The 24,068-nt window shown below is 69.5% G+C and carries 23 protein-coding genes and 1 rRNA gene; 23 read left to right on the top strand and 1 reads right to left on the bottom strand.

The genetic code is table 11. The features are described 5' to 3' along the window. From rrf to CUR96_RS08010, 23 genes are all read left to right on the top strand, one after another. Positions 1-113, top strand: a 5S ribosomal RNA gene (rrf, locus tag CUR96_RS08115); the annotation flags it as partial. Between the two features lie 171 nt (positions 114-284). Then, the gene (locus tag CUR96_RS08110; protein ID WP_102192793.1) at positions 285-1,355 is read left to right on the top strand and encodes a hypothetical protein; all 1,071 of its coding nucleotides are present in this window, start codon (positions 285-287) and stop codon (positions 1,353-1,355) included. 29 nt (positions 1,356-1,384) lie between these two features. Continuing rightward, entirely contained in the window at positions 1,385-2,251 is an 867-nt protein-coding gene (locus CUR96_RS08105) for a hypothetical protein (RefSeq protein WP_245861132.1), read from the top strand. Next, positions 2,251-3,288, top strand: a complete 1,038-nt coding sequence (locus CUR96_RS08100; RefSeq protein ID WP_102192791.1) for an HAD-IIA family hydrolase — start codon at positions 2,251-2,253, stop codon at positions 3,286-3,288. The genes CUR96_RS08105 and CUR96_RS08100 overlap by 1 nt, the downstream gene beginning before the upstream one ends. A gap of 67 nt (positions 3,289-3,355) precedes the next feature. Next, positions 3,356-3,532 carry a hypothetical protein gene (locus CUR96_RS18585; protein WP_180968972.1) on the top strand — a complete coding sequence of 59 codons (177 nt, stop codon included), beginning with the start codon at positions 3,356-3,358 and terminating at the stop codon, positions 3,530-3,532. Continuing rightward, positions 3,529-4,326: a TlyA family RNA methyltransferase gene (locus CUR96_RS08095; protein WP_102192790.1), complete on the top strand. Its 798-nt coding sequence runs from the start codon at positions 3,529-3,531 to the stop codon at positions 4,324-4,326. Before CUR96_RS18585 ends, CUR96_RS08095 begins: the two co-directional genes overlap by 4 nt. Continuing rightward, a complete protein-coding gene (locus CUR96_RS08090) occupies positions 4,323-5,243 on the top strand; it encodes an NAD kinase (RefSeq protein WP_102192789.1) in 921 nt (306 codons plus the stop codon). Before CUR96_RS08095 ends, CUR96_RS08090 begins: the two co-directional genes overlap by 4 nt. Further along, entirely contained in the window at positions 5,240-6,931 is a 1,692-nt protein-coding gene (gene recN / locus CUR96_RS08085; RefSeq protein WP_102192788.1) for a DNA repair protein RecN, read from the top strand. The genes CUR96_RS08090 and recN overlap by 4 nt, the downstream gene beginning before the upstream one ends. A gap of 17 nt (positions 6,932-6,948) precedes the next feature. After that, the gene (locus tag CUR96_RS08080) at positions 6,949-8,664 is read left to right on the top strand and encodes a CTP synthase (protein WP_102192787.1); all 1,716 of its coding nucleotides are present in this window, start codon (positions 6,949-6,951) and stop codon (positions 8,662-8,664) included. Beyond that, a complete protein-coding gene (locus CUR96_RS08075) occupies positions 8,657-9,226 on the top strand; it encodes an NUDIX domain-containing protein (RefSeq protein WP_102192786.1) in 570 nt (189 codons plus the stop codon). The genes CUR96_RS08080 and CUR96_RS08075 overlap by 8 nt, the downstream gene beginning before the upstream one ends. Before the next feature lie 20 nt (positions 9,227-9,246). Then, entirely contained in the window at positions 9,247-10,131 is an 885-nt protein-coding gene (gene xerD / locus CUR96_RS08070; RefSeq protein WP_432612418.1) for a site-specific tyrosine recombinase XerD, read from the top strand. Positions 10,132-10,270: 139 nt separating this feature from the next. After that, positions 10,271-11,284, top strand: a complete 1,014-nt coding sequence (locus CUR96_RS08065) for a hypothetical protein (protein WP_102192784.1) — start codon at positions 10,271-10,273, stop codon at positions 11,282-11,284. After that, complete coding sequence (locus CUR96_RS08060; RefSeq protein ID WP_102192783.1) at positions 11,284-12,885, top strand: hypothetical protein; 1,602 nt, start codon at positions 11,284-11,286, stop codon at positions 12,883-12,885. Before CUR96_RS08065 ends, CUR96_RS08060 begins: the two co-directional genes overlap by 1 nt. Then, on the top strand, positions 12,882-13,604 hold the full coding sequence (locus tag CUR96_RS08055) for an ABC transporter ATP-binding protein (RefSeq protein ID WP_245861131.1): 723 nt from the start codon (positions 12,882-12,884) through the stop codon (positions 13,602-13,604). Before CUR96_RS08060 ends, CUR96_RS08055 begins: the two co-directional genes overlap by 4 nt. Beyond that, positions 13,601-14,920 carry an ABC transporter permease gene (locus tag CUR96_RS08050; RefSeq protein ID WP_102192782.1) on the top strand — a complete coding sequence of 440 codons (1,320 nt, stop codon included), beginning with the start codon at positions 13,601-13,603 and terminating at the stop codon, positions 14,918-14,920. Before CUR96_RS08055 ends, CUR96_RS08050 begins: the two co-directional genes overlap by 4 nt. Before the next feature lie 157 nt (positions 14,921-15,077). After that, positions 15,078-15,911 carry a ParA family protein gene (locus CUR96_RS08045; protein ID WP_180968977.1) on the top strand — a complete coding sequence of 278 codons (834 nt, stop codon included), beginning with the start codon at positions 15,078-15,080 and terminating at the stop codon, positions 15,909-15,911. Continuing rightward, a complete protein-coding gene (locus CUR96_RS08040; protein WP_102192780.1) occupies positions 15,895-16,746 on the top strand; it encodes a segregation and condensation protein A in 852 nt (283 codons plus the stop codon). The genes CUR96_RS08045 and CUR96_RS08040 overlap by 17 nt, the downstream gene beginning before the upstream one ends. Next, complete coding sequence (gene scpB, locus CUR96_RS08035; protein WP_102192779.1) at positions 16,736-17,341, top strand: SMC-Scp complex subunit ScpB; 606 nt, start codon at positions 16,736-16,738, stop codon at positions 17,339-17,341. The genes CUR96_RS08040 and scpB overlap by 11 nt, the downstream gene beginning before the upstream one ends. Beyond that, entirely contained in the window at positions 17,338-18,159 is an 822-nt protein-coding gene (locus tag CUR96_RS08030) for a pseudouridine synthase (RefSeq protein ID WP_102192778.1), read from the top strand. The genes scpB and CUR96_RS08030 overlap by 4 nt, the downstream gene beginning before the upstream one ends. A gap of 80 nt (positions 18,160-18,239) precedes the next feature. Beyond that, positions 18,240-19,319: a prephenate dehydrogenase gene (locus CUR96_RS08025; protein WP_245861136.1), complete on the top strand. Its 1,080-nt coding sequence runs from the start codon at positions 18,240-18,242 to the stop codon at positions 19,317-19,319. Then, positions 19,312-19,986 carry a (d)CMP kinase gene (cmk, locus tag CUR96_RS08020; RefSeq protein WP_102192776.1) on the top strand — a complete coding sequence of 225 codons (675 nt, stop codon included), beginning with the start codon at positions 19,312-19,314 and terminating at the stop codon, positions 19,984-19,986. Before CUR96_RS08025 ends, cmk begins: the two co-directional genes overlap by 8 nt. Continuing rightward, positions 19,979-21,499, top strand: a complete 1,521-nt coding sequence (gene der, locus CUR96_RS08015; protein WP_102192775.1) for a ribosome biogenesis GTPase Der — start codon at positions 19,979-19,981, stop codon at positions 21,497-21,499. The genes cmk and der overlap by 8 nt, the downstream gene beginning before the upstream one ends. 60 nt (positions 21,500-21,559) lie before the next feature. Beyond that, positions 21,560-22,489, top strand: coding sequence for an NUDIX domain-containing protein (locus tag CUR96_RS08010; RefSeq protein WP_102192774.1), 930 nt, complete (start codon positions 21,560-21,562; stop codon positions 22,487-22,489). 76 nt (positions 22,490-22,565) lie between these two features. Here the strand turns inward: CUR96_RS08010 and CUR96_RS08005 are convergent, their stop codons facing one another. Beyond that, positions 22,566-24,044 carry an HNH endonuclease signature motif containing protein gene (locus tag CUR96_RS08005; protein ID WP_102192773.1) on the bottom strand — a complete coding sequence of 493 codons (1,479 nt, stop codon included), beginning with the start codon at positions 24,042-24,044 and terminating at the stop codon, positions 22,566-22,568. Positions 24,045-24,068 lie beyond the last annotated feature (24 nt).

Genomic DNA, 24,068 nt, shown 5'->3' with positions numbered 1-24,068 from the left:
GCGGCCATAGCGTGAGGGAAACGCCCGGTTACATTCCGAACCCGGAAGCTAAGCCTCACAGCGCCGATGGTACTGCAGGGGGGACCCTGTGGGAGAGTAGGACACCGCCGGACTTCTTTTAAGCAAATGGCCACCCATCGTTGGGTGGCCATTTCGCGTTAACAACAGAATCAGGGATACAGGGAGAATCATGCCGGAAGAGGAAGAGCGCCGACCGCGTCGCGACGACAGCGGGTCGCGCGGAGACCGCCCTTCTGGCGGACGATCCAGCAACAGCCGCGACGGTGGGGCCCCCCGTCGCGACAGTGCTCCCCGTCGATCTGATGCGCCTCGTCGCGACAGTGCACCTCGTCGCGACGGCGACAATCGAGCCTCCGGCGCCGGAGGCCGTGACGGCGCTCCGCGTCGTGACGGCGGGTACGGTCAGGGCGCTCCGCGTCGCGACGCCAACCCGGGTCGTGAGGCCGGTGCTCGCTCCGACGGCGCTCCGCGTCGTGAGGGCGGGTTCCGTCGTGACGGTGACAACCGTGGCGACCGCGCTCCGCGCCGTGACGATGCTCCTCGTCGTGATGGTGCGCCTCGTTCCGGCGGCGCGCCGCACCGTGATGGCGCGCCTCGTTCTGGAGGCGCCCCGCGTCGTGAGGGCGGCTACCGCTCTGATGCGGCGCCGCGCCGTGAAGGTGGATTCCGTCGTGACGGCGACAACCGTGGAGATCGCGCCCCCCGCCGCGACGACGGTCCGCGCCGTGACGGCGCTCCCCGTTCCGATGGCGCTCCGCGCCGTGAGGGCGGCTTCCGCTCCGACGCACCGCGATCCGGCAGCGCTCCGCGTCGGGAGGGCGGCTTCCGCTCCGACGCACCGCGATCGGGCGGTGCCCCGCGTCGCGAGGGCGGCTACCGCTCCGACGCACCCGCATCCGGCGGTGCCCCGCGCCGTGAAGGTGGATTCCGTCGTGATGGTGACAACCGTGGCGACCGCGCTCCGCGCCGCGACGACGGGCCGCGCCGGGATGGCGCACCCCGCTATGACGGCGCTCCGCGCCGAGACAGCTCGACCCGATCCGACGGCGCTCCGCGTCGCGAGGGCGAATTTCGATCCGATGGTCCGCGCCGCGAGGGCGGCCCTCGCCGGGTTGGCGTTCAGCGCCGTGAAGGCGGATTCCGTCGTGACGGCGACAACCGCGGAGACCGCGCACCGCGCCGCGACGATGACCGCCGCTCCTACCCGCAGCGCGGGGGAACCGGCCGGACGCGTCCGATCCAGGCTGCAGACGAGCGTCCGCGCTCGAACGATCCCGAGGTCCCCGAAGAGGTCACCGGGCGCGACCTGCATGCTTCTGCTCGCAACGAGCTGAAGACGCTGAGCAAGGAGAACGCCGAAGAGGTGGCGCGTCACCTGGTGATGGCGTCTCAACTCATCGACGAGGACCCAGAGCTCGCTCACGCTCACGCTTTGGCCGCATCCCGACGGGCCGGCCGCATCGCGATCGTCCGCGAGACGCTGGGGATCACGGCGTATGCCACCGGTGACTTCGCCCTCGCGCTCCGCGAACTGCGCACCTATCGCCGGATCTCCGGCAAGGACGACCAGATCGCGCTCATGGTCGACAGCGAACGCGGCATCGGCCGGCCGGATCGCGCGCTCGAGACCGGGCGCGCTGTCGATCGTTCCGCTCTGGCGACACCGGTGCGAGTGGCCTTGGCCATCGCGATGTCCGGTGCACGCCTCGATCAGGGCGACCTGGAACTGGCGCTCGGCGAGCTCGAGATCCCCGAGCTCGACCCGGATCGCGCGTTCGAGTGGAGCCCGGCGCTGTTCGCGGCGCGCGCCGCTGTGCTCGAGGACCTCGGGCGTGCCGACGAGGCCGCGTTCTGGATGACTCGTGCCGACGTCGCCGCAGCCGCGCTCGGCATCGACGAGGGCGGCGACGAGGAGATCATCGTGGAGGACGGCCTCATCGAGGACGAGTTCCTCGATGAAGATCCCGACGACGACACGCAGACCGAAGATGTCCTCGCCGAATCGGACGACGCGGTTGATGCTGTCGACGAGGATGCTGCTGTTGCGGACGACGCAGCTGCCGATGAATCGGACGTCGACGGAGAACCCGTAGAAGATGTCGTAGCCCCCGCCGCCGAGCCCACGGTCGAGGACGAGGTCCGCGAGCTTCTCGGCGAAACTGACGACGACGTTTCCGACGGCGAAACCACCGGTGAGCAGGAATCCGAGGCGCCGGAGCGGGACGCGTGATGGCGCTGTTCTCCAAGAAACGCCCCGCCCCCACGCCGTTGGACGGCGTCGACACGGTCCTCGCGGATCTCGACGGTGTCGTCTATGCGGGACCGGGAGCTCTTCCGCACGCGGTCGCGAGCCTCAACAAGGCAGCCGAGACGGCGCGCATCGGCTACATCACCAACAACGCCTCACGCACCGACGCGTCGGTCGCGGAGCACCTGTCGAGCCTCGGCCTCGCGGTCGCGGCATCCGACGTCGTGACGAGCCCGCAGGCGGCGATGCGCCTGCTGACGACCATGGTGCCCCCGCCCGCGACGATCCTGATCGTCGGTGGCGACGGCCTCGTCGACGAGGCGCAGAAGGCCGGCTACTCGGTCACGCGCAGCGCCGAAGACAGCCCGGCTGCCGTCGTGCAGGGCTTCGCCCCGCAGGTGGCCTGGACCGACCTCGCCGAGGCCGCCTTCGCATTGAAGGTGCCGGAGGAAGACGGCGGCATCCCCTGGATCGCCACGAATACCGACTGGACCATCCCGCAGGAGCGCGGTGTGGCACCGGGCAATGGAACCCTGGTGTCGGCCGTGCACACCGCGATCGGCCGGCTCGCCACCGTCGCGGGCAAGCCCGAGGTCCCGATCTTCGAAGAGGCGACGGCACGCTTCGGCGCCCAGAAATCGTTGTTCATCGGTGACCGCCTCGACACCGACATCCTCGGCGCCGTCCGGGCGGGCATCGACTCCGCCCTGGTCCTCACCGGCATCGATCGGCCCAAGCACGTGCTCGCCGCCCCGGCTGAGTCCCGGCCCACCTTCATCCTCAGCGACCTGCGGGAACTGCACCAGCCGTACCCGCAGACGCTCGAGAAGGACGGGGTCTTTCACGTGAACGGTGCCGCTGTGCGCGTCTCGGGGGCCGACGTCGAGATCATCGCCGCGGGGGATTCGCAGATCGATCTCCTCCGCGCCGGCGCGGCCGCGATCTGGGCATCCGGCACGGCGGTGTTCGTGCTGCGGGTGCCCGAGCAGCTCTACGCCGATCCGTTCCACCGGCCCTGAACCCCGCGTCCGCACCGCGACGTCGTGGCACCGTCTGCTGTCCGCACCTCCGCGTACAGTAGAAGCCGTGAGCGAAGATACGACGAGCGCGCCGACCGACGGTCTGTGGAGTCGTCTGCGCCTGATCGAGGGCCAGCCGCTCGCCGACCGGGCCGAGGCGTACTCCGCGATGCATGATGAGCTCTCCCGCCGGCTCGAGGGCGGGGCGAAGCTCGAACAGCGGGAGACCCCGGGATCCCGATGACGCGTCTCGACGTCGCCCTCGCAGCACGAGGCCTCGCCCGCTCCCGGAACCACGCGACCGCGCTCATCACCGACGGCCTGGTCAGCGTCGACGGGCGGCCCGTCGTCAAGGCGTCCACGCCGGTGCGTGACGACGCCGAACTCACCGTCGCCGGCGCCGACCACTACGTCGGGCGCGCCGCGCACAAACTCATCGCGGCGATCGACGGCTTCGGCATCGACGTCGACGGCCGTCTCGCCCTCGACATGGGCGCATCCACAGGCGGTTTCACCCAGGTGCTGCGCGAGCGGGGAGCCCGGAAGGTGCTCGCCGTCGACGTCGGCCATGACCAGCTCGCTCCCTCGATCGCCGCAGACCCCGGGGTCACGCAGGTCGAGGGATACAACGTCCGCCACATGACTCCGGGGAATCTCGCGGAGGCGACGGGGGAGTCCGCGCTGCCCGACCTCATCGTCGGAGACCTCTCCTTCATCTCGCTCGAACTCGTGCTGCCCGCGGTCGCACAGGTGGCGGCCCCCGCGGCCGACGTGATCCTGCTGATCAAGCCCCAGTTCGAAGTCGGTCGCACCGCGGTGCGCGGCGGCCTCGTCACCGACCCGGCGACCCGAGCGGATGCCGTGGCCCGCACGGTGTGGAGCGCCTGGGACGTCGGCCTCGGGATGCTCGGCATCGTGCCCTCGCCGATCCTCGGCACGCACGGCAACGCGGAGTACCTCGTGCACCTTGCACCGGGGCGGGGATCCGATCCGTCAGAATGGACCGAGAGAATCAACGCACTGGCGGGGGGACGATGAACGAGCGCAACATCCTGGTCGTCGCCCATGCGGGCCGGGAGGACACGGTCCTGGCGGCAGTTCGCGTGGTCGAGGCTCTCCGTGGCGCCGGCGCACGTCCCGTCCTCTCCGGTGACGACCGTGCCGAGCTCGCGGCTGTGGACGACCGATTCGCCGACGTGGACGTGCTCGGCGACACCGTGGCGCAGGCCGATCTCGAACTCGCCGTCGTCCTCGGCGGTGACGGCACCATCCTGCGCGCGGCCGAACTGGTCCGGGGTTGCGGAGCGCCCGTGCTCGGCATCAACATGGGCCACGTCGGCTTCCTCGCGGAGATCGAACGAGACGACATGGACGACGCCGTGGGGCGCGTCATCGCCCGTGACTACGACGTCGAAGAGCGCATGGCGCTGTCGGTGCGGGTGAAGGATGTCGCCGGGGCAGTCATCTACGAGACCTGGGCGCTCAACGAGGCGACCGTCGAGAAGGCCAGCCGTGAGCGGATGATCGAGGTGGTGCTCGAGATCGACGGACGCCCGCTGTCGACCTTCGGCTGCGACGGAATGGTCGTGTCCACGCCGACCGGTTCGACCGCGTACAACTTCTCCGGCGGGGGACCGGTGATCTGGCCGAGCGTCGAGGCCATCGCCGTGGTGCCGCTGTCGGCACACGCCCTCTTCGCGAGGCCGCTCGTCGTCAGCCCGGACGCCTCGGTCGCCATCGAGATGCTCGAGCGCACCGACGGCTCCGGCATCCTCTGGTGCGACGGCCGGCGCTCGCACGACCTGCCGCCTGGCGCCCGTGTGGTCGTCCGACGCTCCTCGCGCCCGGTGCGACTCGCGCGACTGCATCCCTCGACCTTCACCGATCGCCTCGTGCGCAAGTTCCAGCTGCCTGTCGACGGCTGGCGCGGACAGAACAGCGGAACCGCCTCGTGATCGAGGAGATGCGGATGCAGGGGCTCGGCGTCATCGCCGACGCCGTGCTGCCGCTCGGGCCGGGGTTCACCGCGATCACGGGCGAGACCGGCGCCGGCAAGACGATGGTCGTGACCGGCCTCGGGCTGCTGCTCGGTCAGCGTGCCGACTACGGTGCGGTGCGCGCGGGCACAGGCCAGGCATCCGTCGCCGGAGTGTGGATCGTGCCGTCCGCCGGAGACATCGCCGACATCGTCGCGGATGCGGGCGGAGAACTCGAACCCGCAGGAGACGGAGTCGCGGAACTCTACGTGTCCCGCACCCTGAGCGCGGAGGGACGCAGCAGAGCGAGCGTCGGTGGCCGTGCGGCTCCCGCCAGCGTGCTCTCCGCCCTCGCCGAGGAACTCGTGGTCGTGCACGGTCAGTCCGAGCAGCTGAGACTGCGCTCCTCGACGGAGCAGCGCGATGCGCTCGACAGATTCGGCGGAGCGCCGGTCGCCTCGTGCCTCGACGCCTATACGTCCGCCTTCGCACGTTGGCGCGAGCTCGACGCCGAGATCACGGAGATCACCGAGAATCGTGATCGGCGTGCCGAGGAAGCAGACAGGCTCCGAGAGGCGCTCGCGCTGATCGAGGCCACCGCTCCCGAAGCGGGGGAGGACACCGCGCTCGCGGAGCGCGCCGAGCGGCTCGCCAACGCGGAGGAGCTGCGGCTCGCGGCAGCCCTCGCCCGGGGTTCGCTCTCCAGCGACGAGGGGGATGCCGACGCTTCGGCGCTCATCGCCGAGGCACGACGCGCCCTGGAGCGCGCAGCCGACCCGAAGCTCGCGGAGATCGCCGAGAGCCTGGCCGATGTCGGATACCGGATCGCCGACCTGGCCGGCCAGCTGTCGGCCTACCTCGCCGACCTCGACGAGACGGGTCCGCATGAGCTCGCCGCCGTCGAGGAGCGCCGTGCAGCCCTCACGACGCTGATCAGGGCGCACGGCTCCCTCGACGAAGCTCTCGAACTGTGGGAGTCCGGCTCAGCGCGCCTGGCCGAGCTCGACGATGACGGCGAGCGGATCGAACGGCTCGAAGGCGAACGCGATGCCGCGCGGACCGTGCTCGACGACGCGGCGGCCCGGCTGACGGCGGCACGAACCGAGGCCGCGGCGCGTCTGGGCGCCGCCGTCACCGAGGAGCTGCACGCGCTGGCGATGCCCGATGCGCGTCTCGAGGTCGCCGTCGGCACGGGCGCGGAGAGCGTCCACGGGCGCGACGACGTGTCGATCCTGCTGGCGCCGCACCCCGGTGCCGAACCGCGCGCGGTCTCCAAGGGTGCGTCGGGCGGTGAGCTGTCGCGGGTCATGCTCGCGATCGAAGTCGTCATCGCGGGCACCGACCCCGTGCCGACGTTCGTCTTCGACGAGGTCGACGCGGGCATCGGCGGCGCCGCCGCGATCGAGGTCGGCCGGCGACTCGCCCGGCTCGCGGAATCGTCGCAGGTGATCGCCGTCACCCACCTCGCCCAGGTCGCCGCCTTCGCATCGAATCACCTCTCGGTCGTGAAGGCCAGTGATGGCGCGGTCACGGCGTCGAGTGTGCGCCGATTGGAGGGCGAGGACCGGGAGGCCGAGATGGCGCGACTGCTGTCCGGACTGACCGATTCCGACGCCGCGCTCACACACGCCAGAGAACTTCTCAGCCTCCGCGTCCCCGCCACCTGATAGGATCGAAGCCCGTGATGAACTCTTCTCAAGCGGGACCCAAGAACGACACGACGCAGCGCTCTTTCACCACGAAGCACATTTTTGTGACAGGTGGTGTCGTTTCGTCTTTGGGCAAGGGGCTCACCGCCGCCAGCCTGGGCAACCTCCTCACCGCTCGCGGACTCCGCGTCGTCATGCAGAAGCTCGACCCGTATCTGAACGTGGATCCGGGCACCATGAACCCGTTCCAGCACGGCGAGGTGTTCGTCACCGACGACGGCGCCGAGACCGACCTCGACATCGGGCACTACGAACGGTTCCTCGACATCAACCTGTCGCAGGCGGCGAACGTCACCACCGGCCAGATCTACTCGCAGGTCATCGCCCGCGAGCGCCGCGGCGAGTACCTCGGTGACACCGTGCAGGTCATCCCGCACATCACCGACGAGATCAAGCGCCGGATGCGCCTGCAGGCCTCTGAGGAACCGCGACCCGACGTCATCATCACCGAGGTCGGCGGCACCGTCGGCGACATCGAATCGCAGCCGTTCCTCGAGTCCGCCCGTCAGCTGCGCCACGAGCTCGGCCGCGACAGCGTGTTCTTCGTGCACGTCTCGCTGGTGCCGTTCATGGGCGCCTCGGGTGAGCAGAAGACGAAGCCCACTCAGCACTCGGTGGCGGCGCTGCGCCAGGTCGGCATCCAGCCGGACGCCCTGGTGCTGCGCAGCGATCGCCCCGTGAGCGAGAGCAACCGGAACAAGATCGCGCTGATGTGCGACGTCGACGTCGAAGGCGTCATCAACACCGTCGACCTGCCGAGCATCTACGACATCCCGTCCACGCTCAACGACCAGGGCCTCGACTCGTACATCGTGCGCCGCCTCGGCCTCGACCAGAAGGCGGCCGACGAGGTCGACTGGACGCGCTGGAGCAAGGTGCTGCACGCGGTGCACAACCCCAAGCACGAGGTCACGATCGGTCTCGTCGGCAAGTACATCGACCTGCCCGACGCCTACCTGTCGGTGACCGAGGCGCTCAAGGCCGGCGGCTTCGCGCAGGAGACCAAGGTCAACATCCGCTGGATCCCGTCCGACCTGTGCGAGACGCCGGAGGGAGCGCAGGCGCAGCTCTCCGAGCTCGACGGCATCTGCGTGCCCGGCGGCTTCGGCATCCGGGGCATCGAGGGCAAGCTCGGCGCACTGAAGTTCGCGCGCGAGCAGGGCATCCCCACACTCGGCCTCTGCCTGGGTCTGCAGTGCATGGTCATCGAGTACGCCCGTGACGTCGCCGGCATCGCCGGTGCGTCGTCCACCGAGTTCGATCCCGAGACGTCGGAGCCGGTCATCGCGACCATGGCCGAGCAGGTCGAGATCCTCGACGGCGGAGACCTCGGCGGCACCATGCGCCTCGGCCTCTACCAGGCGGAGCTCGCCGAAGGATCCCTGGCACGGGAACTCTACGAAGCGCCGCAGTCGTCCGAGCGTCACCGTCACCGCTACGAGGTGAACAACGCCTACCGCGACCGTCTCTCCGCAGCCGGTCTGGTGTTCTCCGGCCTGAACCAGGAACTCGACCTCGTCGAGTACGTGGAACTGCCGCGCGACGTGCACCCGTACTACATCGCGACCCAGGCGCACCCCGAGCTGCGTTCGCGTCCGACCGCCCCGCACCCGCTGTTCCGCGGGCTGGTGGGAGCGGCGATCGAACGGCACCACGCGAGCGAGCTGTTCGACGTCAGTGAAGATGCCTGACCTGCAGGACGAGCCCTTCTCGCCGGAGATCGTCAGCGGCGAGATCGTCTACCGGGGAGCCGTGTGGGACGTCCGCTCCGACAGGTTCCGCTACGGTGACGGCGAGATCGTCCGCCAGTACGTCGACCACACCGGCGCAGTGGCCGTCGTGGCGGTGGACGATGACGGGCGGGTGCTGTTGATCCAGCAGTACCGGCATCCGATCCGCCACCGCGACTGGGAGCTGCCCGCCGGCCTCCTCGACATCGAGGGGGAGGAGCCGCTCCTGGCCGCGCAGCGAGAGCTCGCGGAGGAGGCCGACATCACGGCCGAGCACTGGGAGCCGCTGGTTTCGACGTACACGACGCCGGGCGGGAACAGCGAAATCATCCATCTCTTCCTCGCAACCGGCATCTCACCCGCGGCGACGGTTCATGATCGCACGGACGAAGAGGCCGACATCCGGGTGGAGTGGGTGCCGTTGGGCGAGGTGGCCGACGCCGTCATGGCCGGACGGATGCGCAACGCGATCCTGTCGATCGGTGTTCTCGCGGCGGAGCGGCGCGGGGTCGGCGGGGCGTAGCCGTGCGGATCGATCGGGCGATGGATGCCTATCTGCGGCACATCACGATCGAACGCGGGCTGAGTGCGCATACGGTCGCCGCCTACCGGCGCGACCTGGACGGGTACCGCGCATGGCTCGCCGAGAACGGAGCCGAGGAGACCTCCGACATCACCCCGGCTGTCGTCGGGCGTTTCATCGCCGAACGCTCGGCGGCAGAGCCGGCTCCCGCCGCCACGAGTCTCGCCCGACTGCAATCGTCCGTACGCGGCTGGCACCGGTTCCTCGCGCGGGAGGGGATCGAGGCGGACGACCCGAGCGGTCGGCTGCGCCCGCCGAAGGCCCCGCAGCGGCTGCCGAAGGCGCTGACCATCGATCAGGTGGAGCGCCTGCTCGCCGCTCCTTCGGCGGAGGAGCCGCTGGGCATCCGCGACCGCGCACTCCTGGAGCTGCTCTACGCGACCGGAGCGCGGGTCTCCGAAGCCGTGGGGCTCGACGTCGACGATCTGGCACACGGAGACGTCCTGCGGCTGCGAGGCAAAGGGTCGAAGGAGCGCATCGTTCCGCTCGGCTCGTACGCCCGCATCGCCGTGGACGCATACCTCACGCGCGTGCGGCCCGGGCTCGCGGCGAAGGGGCGCGCATCGGCACGGTTGTTCCTCGGCGCACGCGGTGTGCCCCTCTCACGGCAGAGCGCGTGGCTCGTGATCCGCGCCGCCGCGGAGCGGGCGCAGATCACCTCGGAGGTCTCGCCGCACACGCTCCGCCATTCCTTCGCGACGCACCTGCTCCAGGGCGGTGCCGATGTGCGCGTCGTCCAGGAGCTCCTCGGTCACGCCTCTGTCGCGACGACCCAGATCTACACCCACGTGTCGGTCGACACGCTTCGCGACATCTACGCGACATCCCACCCGCGCGCCCGCTGATCGTCCTTTAGCAGCCTCTGTTCCGAAAAGTTGTGAATCTCCTGAAGTCCCCCGAAAGGGGGACGCGGGGTGCGCGCGAGTCTGCCTATCCTGAGCGGAGCCGTCCGACGTCTGCCGGACCCACGAAGGAGTTCCCCCCATGCGAACCCATGGTTCCCTCGCGATCTTCGCGACCACCGCTCTCGTCCTCGCTCTCGCCGGATGCTCCGGAGGGCCCGGCGCGGACAAGCTCGACTACGAGGATTCGCCGCTGAACAAGTACCTCTCCGCGGCCTGGGGAGGCGATCTGTCTCCGGAGGAGCAGCAGAAGCAGTTCGATGAGCAGAGCCGCCAGCAGGAAGAGCTCATGGCGGAGTGCATGGCGGCGGAGGGCTTCGAATACAAGCCGAACACACAGAACGGCGGAGTGGCATTCTCCGATGACGGCGGCGAATGGGACCCGGAGTCGCGCGAATGGGTCGAGAAGTACGGCTACGGCATGGTGAACAGCCCCTGGAACGAGCAGATGGAGGAGAACCCGCCGGAGGAGAACACCGATCCGAACGCGGACTACATCGCCTCTCTCAGCGAGTCCGAACAGACCGCCTACTACGAGACCCTCTACGGCGCTCCTCCCGAGGAGGACGCGATGACCGAGGGGGCCACCTTCGAGTACAACTGGGAGGATGCCGGCTGCCAGGGCGCGGCACAGCATGAGGTGCAGGGCGATGACCCCTGGCAGGCGGACGAGTTCGCCGGCCTCGTGGAGAAGATGAACGAACTGTGGTCCAGCACCCAGGAGTCGCCGGAGTTCAAGGAACTCAACGCCGCCTGGGCGAGCTGCATGGCCGATGCCGGTGAGCCCGGGTTCAAGGCGCAGCAGGATGCGTCGACGTCGATCTCGGACGAGCAGTCGAAGATCTACGAGGCCGCATATGGAGACGGCACCACCCCCGTCGACCCCGAGACCGTCGAGGATCCGAACAAGAGCCCGGAGATGAAGAAGCTCGGCGAGCGTGAGATCGAACTGGCGCTGAAGGACCTCGAGTGCCGCAAGGAGACCTCGTACCAGGAGAAGTCGCTGAAGATCCAGTTCGCCCAGGAGGAGAAGTTCATCGCCGACAACAAGGCGGATCTCGAGGCGTTCAAGGCGGCGGCCGAGCAGAGCAAGTGATGCGCGACGACGAGACACCCACGACGAAGTTCCCGCTCGACGCCGAAGAGAACGTCGACGCCGAAGAGAACCTCGACATCGAGGAAGTGATCGACGCAGACACGGATGAGACCGAAGGCGACACCTCGAAGGTCAGCGGCTGGGGACGTGTTCTCCGAGGCAATCGCACCCTGTGGATCGTCGCGGCGTGCGCCGTCGTCAGTCTGGTCGCAGGTCTCCTGATCGGGCACTTCCTGATCTCTCCTGCCGAGGCGGACGGCGACACCCCTGAGCCCGGATTGGTGACTGTTCCGGTCGAGTTCGGGTCGCTGAGCAATGACGTGACGCTGCGGGCGGACGTCGGCTACGCGGACGCCGTCGAGGTGACCATCGACACCACGGGCACAGAGGGGCGAGCAGTCGTAACCGGTCAGGTTCCGGCGGTCGGCGCGACCTTCACGCCGCTCTCGATCGCGCTGGAAGTGGCCGGTCGCCCCGTCATCGTCCTGCCGGGCGAGCTTCCGGCATACCGCACGCTGCGCGTCGGAGTGTCCGGTCCCGACGTGCTGCAGCTCAAGCAGGCGCTCGCGAGCATCGGGATCAACCCGGGCGACGCCGCCTCCGATCTGTTCGACGGAGCGACGGCGGATGCCGTCGGGCAGCTCTACGCGCAGGCGGGCTATCCGGCGCCGTCGTCGGGTGAGGAGGCGACCGCTTCCGTACGCTCAGCCGAGGAGGCGGTGCGCAGCGCGAACGACAGCGTCAGCCAGGCCCAGGCGGCGCTCGATGCGGCAGGTTCCGGTCCCAGCAAGGTGGACTCGTGGCAGGCCGATGTGAAGGTCGCTCAGGCCGAGCAGGCACTCGCCGACGCGAAGGCGAAGGGCGAGGGCGTGCAACAGGCCGAGTGGGACCTGCAGACCGCGCGGCTGGAGCGGGATCAGCTCTGGGCGGCGAAGAACACCAGCGCGGAGCGCGCGATGCTGGATTCGGCCTACGCGCAGGTCGAAGCCGCGAACGAGGCGCTCGAGACGGCGCGCGAGAGCGTGCTCCCGTTCCTCCCGTCGAGCGAGGTGCTCTACCTCACGGAGCTTCCGCGGCGCGTGGATGCCGTCAACGTCAAGCGCGGCGACACGGTGAGCGGATCGTCGATGACCGTGTCCGGTGCCACGGTGCGGCTCACCGGGGCGGCGGCCGAGGCCGACGCCCGGCTGCTCACGGCGGGCGCGGAGGGCGTCTTCGAACTCCCGGACGGCACCGAGCACCGTGCGGTGATCTCGGCGCTCAACGCGGGCAAGGACAGCAAAGCCCGTTGGGAGGTGCTCCTGGACCCGGATCCGCTGACCGCGGAGCAGATCCAGCAGCTCCAGGGGAGCAACGTGCGGGTCAAGATCGCCGTCGGCGCCACCGACGGTGACGTGCTCTCCGTTCCGCTCGCGGCACTCACCGCGGGACCCGGCGGCGAATCGCGGGTCGAGGTGGTCGAATCGGATCCGCGCGAGGGGGAGGACGCGGAGACCCGGATCGTCGTCGTCAAGACCGGACTCGCCGCACGTGGTGCGGTGGAGGTCACACCGATCGAGGGTGAGCTCGAGGAGGGCGAGCTCGTGGTGGTCGGCCGGTGAGCCGGCCCGATGCCCATGCCGTCCTCGATTCGCCGGTCGAGGTGGTGGCGCCTCCTCTCGTCGAGCTGCGCGATGTGACGCGGTCGTTCCCCGGGCCGCCCGAAGTGCAGGCGCTCAAGGGTGCGACGCTGTCGGCGGCGGCCGGGGACTACATCTCGATCGTGGGTCCCAGCGGCTCCGGCAAGTCGACCATGCTCAACATCCTGGGCCTCCTGGACCGCCCGAGCGTCGGCGAGTACCGGCTGGCCGGGGCCCTCACCGGCGATCTCTCCGACGATGAGAGGGCGGCCGTCCGGGCTCGGTTCATCGGGTTCGTGTTCCAGTCGTTCCACCTGCTTCCGCGGCGCACGGTGCTCGACAACGTGCTGATGCCGATGCTCTACAGCGGCGTTCCCCGTCGTGAGCGCGAGTCCCGGGCGCGCGAGGCGCTCACGCGCGTCGGACTCGGGCATCGCATCGACTTCTATCCGGGGTCGCTCTCCGGAGGAGAACGTCAGCGCGTCGCCGTCGCCCGGGCGGTCGTCAGCGGGCCGCGGCTGCTGCTGGCCGACGAGCCGACGGGCAACCTCGACCAGCGCACCTCCGGCGAGGTCATGTCGCTGTTCGAGGAGCTGAACGCAGACGGGCTCACGCTCATCGTCATCACGCACGATGACGCCGTGGCGCGGCGGGCCGACCGCTGCATCCGCATCTCCGACGGCAGATTGAGCGAGCTGTGATCCGCTGGCCGTTGCGGCGGAAGAAGAAGGCGGATGCCGAGGGCGAAGAGGTGCAGCCGGCGCAGACCGCTCCGCTAGTTCCCGCCGTGAAGCACGCCGATCGTTTCACCTTCCAGGACCTCGTCACCGAGGCGACCGCCGATATCGGCTCGCGCCCGGCCCGATTGGTGATGACGATCCTCGGGACGGTGCTCGGCATCGGATCCCTCGTCGCGACGATCGGATTCGCGCAGACCGCCGCCGGTCAGATCGCGAGCCAGTTCGACGGGGTGGCCGCCACCCAGGTTCTGGTCACGCCGGCCGAAGCGACCTCCGGATCGCAGAACAAGACGGTCGCCGCCGGCCGCCTCCCGTGGGATTCCGCGGAGCGTGTGCAGCTGCTCGCGGGCGTCGAGTCCACGGCTCTCCTCGGCGAGGTCGCTCTGGCGGAGGACGAGACGATCACGGCCGTTCCGGTCAACGACCCGTCCGCTCCCGTTCCCGCGTCTCCGCGGCTCTTCTCCGTGTCGGGCGACCTGCTCGACACGGTCGAGGGCAGCATCGTGACGGGCAGGTTCTTCGATGGCGGGCACGACACCCGGGCCGATCGCGTGGCCGTCCTCGGCGCACGTGCGGCAGAGCGGATGGGCATCAACCGGGTGGACTCGCAGCCCTCGGTGTTCATCGGCGGTGTCGCCTATGCCGTGATCGGGATCGTCGACGGCATGGAGCGCCGCAGCGACCTGCAGGATGCGGTGATCATCCCGATGGGGTCGGCGCGCGCCGACTTCGGGCTCGAAGCGCCGGCAGAGCTGAGCATCCGGATCGCAGTGGGCGCAGGTCCGCAGGTGGCCGAGCAATCCGTGCTCGCCCTGCAGCCCGACGAACCCGACACCCTCGAGGCTCGTGCTCCCTCCGCAGCATCCGATCTCAGCCAGAGCGTGCAGGCCGACGTCAACGTCGTCTTCCTGATCCTCGGCGTCATCGCGCTCCTCGCGGGTGGGCTCGGCATCGCGAACGTGACGCTCCTGTCTGTGATGGAGCGCATCGGCGAGATCGGCCTCCGCCGTGCGCTCGGCGCGACGCGGCGGCAGATCGGCTCGCAGTTCATGGTGGAGTCCATCGTCATCGGCTTCATCGGCGGCCTCATCGGAGCTGCGCTCGGTGTCGTCGCCGTCATCGTCGTCGCCGTCGTGCAGGGCTGGGCGCCGGTCACGGATCCGCTGGTCGCGGTCGCCGGTGCGGTGCTGGGTGCCGTCGTCGGTTGGGCGTCCGGCTGGTATCCGGCGCGGCGCGCCGCGCGGATCGAGCCGGTCGCGGCGCTGCGGGGCGGATGACATCGCGATGACCGTCTGCCGACTGCGCGCCGCGCGCCGGGACGCGTCACCAGTGCCCTGCCGTTAGAATCGAGCGAGCACGAGGGAAGCGGGAGAACCGGTGGCTGAGAAAGTGGCGAAGTCCAGGGCGAAGGCGAAACAGGCCGACGACATCCCCATGGGACCCACCGGACGGCCCTATCACGGCTTCCCGACCCCCGAGCCGCTGGCCTCGCACGGACCCGCTCGCATCATCGCACTGTGCAACCAGAAGGGCGGCGTCGGCAAGACGACGACCTCGATCAACCTGGCCGCGGCTCTCGCCGAGTACGGCCGCAAGGTCCTCGCCGTCGACTTCGACCCGCAGGGTGCGCTCTCCGCCGGTCTCGGCATCCAGACCCACGACGTGCCCACCATCTACGACCTGCTGCTGGACACGAAGCGCGACGCGCATGACGCCATCGTCGCGTCCGGCGTCGAGGGTCTCGATGTCATGCCCGCGAACATCGATCTCTCCGCAGCCGAGGTGCACCTCGTCAACGAGGTCGCACGCGAGACGATCCTCGCCCGGGTGCTCCGCCAGGTGGCGGGGGAGTACGACGTCATCCTCATCGACTGCCAGCCCTCGCTGGGGCTGCTCACCGTGAACGCGCTCACCGCCGCGCACGGCGTGATCATCCCGCTGGAGTGCGAGTTCTTCGCACTGCGCGGCGTCGCGCTGCTCATCGAGACGATCGACAAGGTGCGCGACCGGCTGAACCCGTCGATCACCATGGACGGCCTGCTCGCCACGATGTACGACCCGCGCACGCTGCACTCGCGCGAGGTGCTGGAACGCGTCGTCGAGGCGTTCGGGACCGACGTGCTCGAGACCGTCATCGGCCGCACCGTGAAGTTCCCCGATGCGTCCGTCGTGGGTGTGCCGATCACCGAGTTCGCGCCCGAGCACGCCGCCGCACAGGCCTACCTGCGGCTGGCGCGGGAGCTGGTCGCCCGTGGCGCCGTCGCCTGAGACGGCTCCTGAGCCTGCCGACGCCGTCCTCGAGGAAGCGGTGCGTGAACCCGCCGACGGCTTCCGTGTCTCGCTGTCGAACTTCGACGGGCCCTTCGATCTGCTGCTGAATCTCATCTCCAAGCACGAGATGGACATCACCGAGGTGTCGCTGAGCGCGGTCACGAACGAGTTCATCGCGTATCTGCGCGAACTCGGGCCGGAGGAGGAACTCGATCAGGCATCCGAGTTCCTCGTGGTCGCGGCGACCCTGCTCGACATGAAGGTCGTGGGGCTCCTCCCGCAGGGGGAGCTGGTGGATGCCGAGGCGGTCGCGCTGCTCGAGGCGCGCGACCTGCTGTTCGCCCGGCTGCTGCAGTACCGGGCGTTCAAGGAGGTCTCCGCCTGGTTCGCGCGCTGCCTGCGGCGGGAGGATCGCCGTCATGTGCGCGCGGTGCGCCTCGACGAGAAGCATCGCAAGAAGACCCCCGAACTGGTGTGGTCGCTCACCCCGGACGACTTCGCGGCGCTCGCGCTCCTCGCGTTCGCGCCGAAGGAGATCCCGCACGTCGGCCTCGATCACCTGCACGCGCCGCTGGTCAGCATCCGGGAACAGGCGGCCATCGTCGTCACCCTGCTGCGCGGCACCGAGACGCTGTCGTTCCGTGAGCTCGTCGCCGGCGTGAACGAGCCGGGCATCGTCGTCGCCCGCTTCATCTCGGTGCTCGAGCTCTACCGGCACGCGGCGCTGTCCTTCGAACAACTGGAACCGCTCGGCGAGCTGACGCTCCGCTGGGCCGCCGACTCCTGGTCGGACGAGACACTCGCGACCCTGGGGGCCGACTATGACCGATGACGTGATGCAGAACGCGGAGGCGGATGTCGCCGCCGTCGACACCCCGCTGACCGAGCGGATCGAGGCGATCCTGCTCATCATCGACGAGCCGATCGGGCTGGTGGCCCTCGCCGCCGCCGTCGGATCGCCGGTGGCGGCCGTGCGCCAGAGCATCGAGACGCTCGTGGACGACTACGACGGCCGAGGCCGTGGGCCGAGGCGCGGTTTCGAGCTTCGCGAGGTGGGCGGCGGATGGCGGCTCTACGTGCGCGAGGATCACGACGACCTCGTCGCCGAGTTCATCGGCGGGCAGGCACCCGCGCGGCTGTCTCAGGCCGCGCTGGAGACGCTTGCCGTGATCGCCTACAAGCAGCCGGTCACCCGAGGTCAGGTCGCATCCATCCGCGCGGTGAACGTGGACTCCGTGGTGCGCACGCTGCTCGCCCGGGGCCTCATCACCGAGCTCTTCGCCGATTCCGAGACCGGCGCCATCAACTACGGAACGACCGACGCGCTGCTCCAGCACCTCGGCATCAATTCGCTCGACGACCTGCCGCCGATCTCCCCGTTGCTCGACGACGGTGCAGACGGCTTCGATGAAGGGACCATCCGATGAATGAGGCTTCGACAGGCTCAGCGCCCCTGCCAGAGGGCATCCGCCTGCAGAAGGTGCTCGCCGGCGCCGGGGTCGCCTCGCGGCGCGTGGTGGAGGACTACATCGTCGAGGGTCGCATCCGCGTCAACGGCGAGGTCGTCACCGAGCTCGGCCGGCGGATCGACCCCGAGCACGATCTGGTTGACGTGGACGGCACGGCCGTCCAGCTCGACGTCTCCAAGCGCTACGTGATGCTCAACAAGCCCACCGGGGTCGTCAGCACCATGAAGGATGAGAACGGTCGCCCCGACCTTCGCCGTTTCACCGAAGACTACGAAGAGCGCCTCTACAACGTGGGACGCCTGGATGCTGAGACGAGCGGCCTGCTCATCCTCACCAACGACGGCGAGATGGCGCACGTGCTCGCGCACCCGTCGTTCGGGGTGAACAAGGTGTACATCGCCAAGGTCGAAGGCACCGTCACCGCGCAGACCATCGCGAAGCTGACGAAGGGCATCGAGCTGGAGGACGGCCCGATCGCGGCCGACAAGGCACGGCTGCTGGACGCATCGACGAGCTCGGCGAGCGGAAAGCAGTCGAGTCTGGTGGAGCTCACGCTGCACTCCGGTCGCAATCGCATCGTCCGCCGGATGCTCGCCGCGGTGGGTCACCCGGTGACCGAACTCGTGCGGCGGCAGTTCGGCCCGCTGCACCTGGGAACGCTCCCTGCTGGGAAGACCCGGGAACTGACTAAAATCGAACTCGGTGCGCTGTTGACTCTCGCGCGCCAGAATTCCGGAGTCGCAGCGACCGCCGGGGAGCAGCAGGAGAACGAGTGACCGACACCACAGGCGCGCCTTCGGGGAACCGAGCGACGTCTGTCGTCGCACCCCGGCCCGCGGGCTCCGTCGCATCACGGGTGACCGGCACCGTCCGCGTCGTCGGCGCGGGTCTTCTCGGCGCCAGCATCGGTCATGCACTCCGCGCGAAGGGCGTGGACGTCGTCCTCGCCGACATGTCACCGGCGCAGCTGCGCCTGGCGATCGACTACGGCGCTGGCCGCGCGGAGTCGCCGGATGACCGGCCGTCGCTCATCGTGGTGGCCGTGCCGCCGGACGTGACCGCCGCCGTCATCGAGACCGAACTCGCGCGCTACCCCGAAGCCGTCGTCACGGACGTGGCCAGCGTCAAGCTCGAGCCGTTCCGCACGCTGCAGCAGCGCGGCGTCGACCTCACCCGCTACATCGGTTCGCATCCGCTCGCCGGTCGCGAGCGGGGAGGGGCGATTTCCGCCCGCGCCGATCTGTTCATCGGGCGGCCCTGGGTCGTCTGCCGCGACGAGGAGACCCGCCCGGCCGATCTCGCGCTGGTCGAGGCGCTCGCTCTCGATGTCGGCGCGATGCCGGTCGAGATGACGCCGGAGGAGCACGACCGCTCCGTGGCGCTCATCTCGCACGTGCCGCAGGTCGTCGCGAGCCTGCTCGCCGGCCGGTTCGCGACCGCCGAAGACGGCGCGCTGCGCCTCGCCGGCCAGGGCGTGCGCGACACCACCCGGATCGCGGCATCCGCCCCCGAACTGTGGGTGCAGATCCTCGGTGCGAACGCCGGACCCGTCGTGGAGATCCTCGATGAGCTCGCCGCCGATCTTCAAGAGGTCTCCGCCGCGCTGCGCGCCCCGGAGGAGCCCGGCGCGCGACGCGTCGTCGCCGAGACGATCCGCCAGGGCAACGACGGCGTCGAGCGGCTCCCGGGCAAGCACGGGCAGAACCGTCGATTCGAACAGCTCATCGTCATGGTCGACGACACCGCCGGCCAGCTCGGACGCCTGTTCGGCGACCTCGGCGCGCTCGGCGTGAACGTGGAGGATTTCCGCCTGGAGCACTCGCCGGGAGCGCAGTTCGGTCTCGCCGAGCTGAGCGTCGACCCGGCTGCGCTGCACGGCGCGATCGCCGGGCTCCAGGAACACGGATGGCGGATCGCGGGGACGACCAATGACTGATTTCATCGCGATCGACGGCCCGGCCGGTTCGGGCAAGTCCAGCGTCTCGAAGGCGGTCGCCCGCCAGCTCGGCTTCGGCTATCTCGACACCGGGTCCGCATATCGCGCGCTTGCCTGGCACGTCCTCGATCAGGGGGCGGACACGGCGGATGCCGATGCGGTGCTGGCTGCGGCATCCGCATTCCCCGTCGAACTCGGCCTCGATCCCGACGACCGCACCGTGCGCGTCGGTGCCGTCGACGTCACCGATGCGATCCGCGAACCGCGGGTCTCCGGAGCGGTGAGCGGCGTCGCCCGAGTGCCGGCGGTGCGCGACCAGGTGAACCGGCTCTTCCGGACTCTCGTCGCGGATGCGCCGTATCCCGCGGTCGTCGTCGAGGGCCGCGACATCACGACCGTCGTCGCACCGGACGCACCGGTGCGCATCCTGCTGACCGCCGCCCCCGAGGTGCGGGCGGCCCGCCGCGCCGGTGAGCTCGCCGGCGAGAACGCCGCCGCGGTCGCCGAGGCGCTGCATCGCCGCGACGCCTCCGACAGTGCCGTCGTCGATTTCCTCAACGCCGCCGACGGCGTCGAGGTCGTCGACTCGACCGACCTAGATTTCCCCCAGACCATCGATGCCGTGCTGACGGTGATCCAACGACGCCGAGGAGTTCACAATGGCTGACGAAGAATACGAAGGCGGCCCTGACCAGCTCGCCGAGAAGATGGAAGCGCTCGACGAGGAGCTCGCCGAGTCGCGCGCCGAAACGTTGCGCGCGAGCCTCGCCGACTACGAGCTCGACGATGAGGACGCGGAGCTCCTCGCCGGCATCACGCTGGGCGAGGACGGAATCCAGTACCTTCCGGCGCTGCCCGTCGTCGCGATCGTCGGACGCCCGAACGTGGGCAAGTCCGCGCTCGTGAACCGCATCCTCGGACGCCGCGAGGCCGTCGTCGAGGACACCCCCGGTGTCACCCGCGACCGCGTGACCTACAAGGCGGAGTGGGCCGACCGCCGATTCTCGCTCGTCGACACCGGCGGATGGGAGCCGGATGCCCGTGGCATCGATCGCTCGGTCGCAGCGCAGGCCGAGGTCGCGATCGACCTCTGCGACGTCGTGCTGTTCGTCGTCGACGCGATGGTGGGGGCGACCTCCACCGACGAGCACGTCGTCAAGATGCTGCGCAAGAGCGGCAAGCCGGTGTTCCTCGTCGCGAACAAGGTCGATGACACGCGTCAGGAGCCGGAAGCGGCGGCGCTGTGGAGCCTGGGACTCGGCGAGCCGCACCCTGTCTCCGCGATCCACGGCCGCGGTGTCGCCGATCTGCTCGACGCAGTGCTGAAGACGCTGCCCGAGGTGTCCGCCGTCGCCAAGCACGAGATCGGCGGGCCGCGTCGTGTCGCGATCCTCGGGCGTCCGAACGTCGGAAAGTCCTCGCTGCTGAACAAGGCGGCGGGGGAGGAGCGGGTCGTCGTGAACGACCTCGCCGGCACCACCCGCGACCCGGTCGACGAGATCGTCGAACTCGGGGGCAAGCTGTGGCGTCTCGTCGACACCGCCGGCATCCGCCGTCGCGTGCACATGGCGCAGGGCGCCGACTTCTACGCTTCGCTGCGGACCTCGGCTGCGCTGGAGAAGGCGGAGATCGCGGTCGTCGTGCTCGACGTCTCGGAGAGCATCAGCGAGCAGGACGTGCGCATCATCGACCTCGTCATCGAGTCGGGTCGCGCCCTCGTGCTCGCCTTCAACAAGTGGGATCGTCTGAACGACGACGACCTGGAGAACCAGGATCGCCGCCGGTACTTGGAGCGCGAGATCGAGCAGGACCTGGCACACGTGGCCTGGGCCCCGCGTGTGAACATCTCGGCGAAGACGGGTCGGCACCTCGACAAGCTGGTTCCTGCGCTGGAGACCGCGCTGGAGAGCTGGGACCGTCGTATCGCCACCGGCAAGTTCAACGCCTTCCTCGCCGAGCTCGTGGCCGAGCACCCGCACCCGCTGCGCGGTGGAAAGCAGCCGCGCATCCTATTCGGCACGCAGGCGTCGACGCGTCCGCCGACGTTCGTGCTGTTCACGACCGGATTCCTCGACCCCGGCTACCGCCGGTTCATCCAGCGCCGCCTGCGCGAGCTGTACGTCTTCGAGGGAACGCCGATCGTCATCAACATGCGCGTGCGGGAGAAGCGCCAGCGCTGATCGCTGTCGCCGGATGACGTCTTCGATGCTGCGGCGCGGATGCTGTGAAAGGGTGAAGGGGTGACGATCGTTCCCCCTTCACCTGGCGAGCCGCGACGCCCGTCGGGGCCTCGTGATCCCGGAGACGCCTGGGTCGTCGCGCCCACCGGCGAGAAGTACTGGGGGCGCTTCGGCGCCGCCGGGCTGCTGGCGGTGGATGCGGATCGCGGCATCCTGCTGCAGCATCGGGTGTCCTGGAGTCATTTCGGCGGCACCTGGGGACTGCCCGGTGGCGCGCTGCACGAGGGCGAGGCCGCGATCGTCGGCGCGCTGCGTGAGGCGCAGGAGGAGGCGGGGATCCCGGACGGTGCCGTTCAGCCGCGCTTCACGAGCGTGCTGGATCTCGGCATCTGGTCGTACACGACGGTCGTCGGCGACGTGCAGGAGCCGTTCGAACCCGTGATCAGCGATCCGGAGAGCGTCGCCCTGGAGTGGGTGCCGATCGATGAGGTCGCGGAGCGGCCGCTGCACCCCGGTTTCGGTGACGCCTGGCCGGTGCTGCGTTCGTTGCTGTCGGTGCGGCCGTCACTCGTCGTGGATGGCGCGAACGTCGTCGGCTCGGTGCCGGACGGCTGGTGGAAGGATCGGGCGGGCGCTGCGGCGCGGTTGCGATCCCGGCTGGCTGGACTCGGGGTCGCTGCTGAGGAGCTCGGCGTCGCCGGATCGGCGTGGTTCCCTGACGTGGTGCTCGTCGTCGAAGGACTCGCGCGGGACTTTGCGGACGTCGATGATGCGCCGGATGCCGCTGTCACCGTCGTGCGTGCGGATGCCGGCGGAGACGATGCGATCGTCGCCGAGGCCGTTCGGCGGTTGGCTGCGGGGGAGAGCGTCACCATCGTGACGAGCGACCGCGGGCTTCGCGCGCGTGCCGAAGAGGCGGGTGCTGCTGTGCAGTCCGCCGGCTGGCTCGTGCGGCTTCTGGATCGTGCGGAGTCGCAGCGCGCTCAGTGATTCGCCGCCCGTTGCGGAGCCGTGTGCTTTGGGCCCGGACGATACGGGTCGGGTCAAGATCAACGCCCGGCTCGCGTCAGACGAACATCACGCGACGGAGTGCAGGGTCGATGTAGGTGTTGCCCAGTGGGCTGGTCCAGCGGATGCTGCCGTCGGGATGAAGGCGTGCGTCCCATCGGTGCCGCTCATCCACGTCGGGATGCTTGAGGATGTGATGCCCCGCGCAGAAGTACGAGAGGTTACCGAGCGAGGTGCTGCCGCCCTTGGCGTGGTCGTGATTGTGGTCGCTCTGGCATCTGTCGACGGGCATGCGGCAACCCGGGAATCGGCAATGCTGATCTCGGGCTCTGAGATGACGGCGCATGCTCGCGGTCGGAACGTAGGAGTCGGTCTCGGTGATCATGCCCGTGGGATCGATGAAGAGTCGCGACCACATCGTGGTGCGGCCGGCGAGGGCGCGAGCGGCATCGGGGTGGAGCGGTCCGTGCCCGTCGAGTTCGGCGGGGCGGTCGTCGACGTCGGCAATGGTGGTCGCGGCGACCGTGACCTGGATCCGAGCGGTGATGTTGTCGAGGCCCGTGCCGTGTGCGGCCGTGGGATCGGATGCGAGGAGCAGATCGGTGAGCAGGTCGGCGCGGATCTCATCGATGCCGCGGCCGTCGCCGGGGTAGTGCTCGATGTCGAGGCTGTGAGTGGGATCCGTGAGCGGGTCGACCAGGTCGGAGACGGTGAGGCCGGGATGCGGATCGGTGGTGAACGTGTCGGTGTCACCGAAGATCGCGCCTGTGACGAGGGCGGCGCTGGGGTCGAAATCGGCGCTGGGGTCGAGGTCGGTCTCGTAGATCGGTTCCGGGCCGTCGTCGAGGAGGTCGGGGTCGAGGGCGGGCTCCTGGTCGTCGCGGGCGGAGATGATCTCGTGCGCGAGTGTGGTCAGGCGATCCAGGATCGCGGTGGCCAGGTACTCGGGGAGGACGACCATCAGCAGTGCGAGACCGTCGCCGGCGGGGCGCACGGTGACGGCGCGTTCCTTCTTGGCTCGGGTGTGCCGATCGACGAGGGTCTCTCCGGCAAGGGCAGCGGCGATCTGCCGGACCAGCACCCGGGTACGAGCCGGGGTGTCTCCCGTGGCAGCGACGGTGGCCGCCGTGTCGAAGAGGGTGAGGGTTTCGGCATCCACCCGGCCCTCGGTGACCGCCTCGCGGACCACCCCGCCGGCACAGGCGATCTCTCGCACATGTGCCGCCGTGATGTCTCCCGCCTCGAATGCCGCGCGCGCCGCGGGCAGCCAACTGTGCAGCTCCCGGGTGGCGGAGAACGCGTACTCGACGCTGCCCTTGGAGATGTGTCCGGCAGCCGAGTATTCCGCGATCATGGAGCGGTGGATCGCGTCGCGGTGGAACGGGAACTCCTGCACATCCGCATCCAGAACCGCGAGCCGATCGTTCAGCAGATTCGCCGCTCGCGCTTCCAGAACGGCGATCTGGCGCCTCGTCTGCACCCACTCGTCGAGCAGGCGCTGCCGCTGCTCGATGTCGTCGTCGGTGAAGGAGGCCATGTTCCAGTATCGCACATATGTTCT

The sequence above is a fragment of the Microbacterium aurantiacum genome, from assembly GCF_002872075.1.
Classification (GTDB): Bacteria; Actinomycetota; Actinomycetes; order Actinomycetales; family Microbacteriaceae; genus Microbacterium; species Microbacterium aurantiacum_A.
The sequence above is the reverse complement of the archived record's forward strand: the minus strand, read 5'-3'. Positions and strand labels throughout refer to the sequence as shown.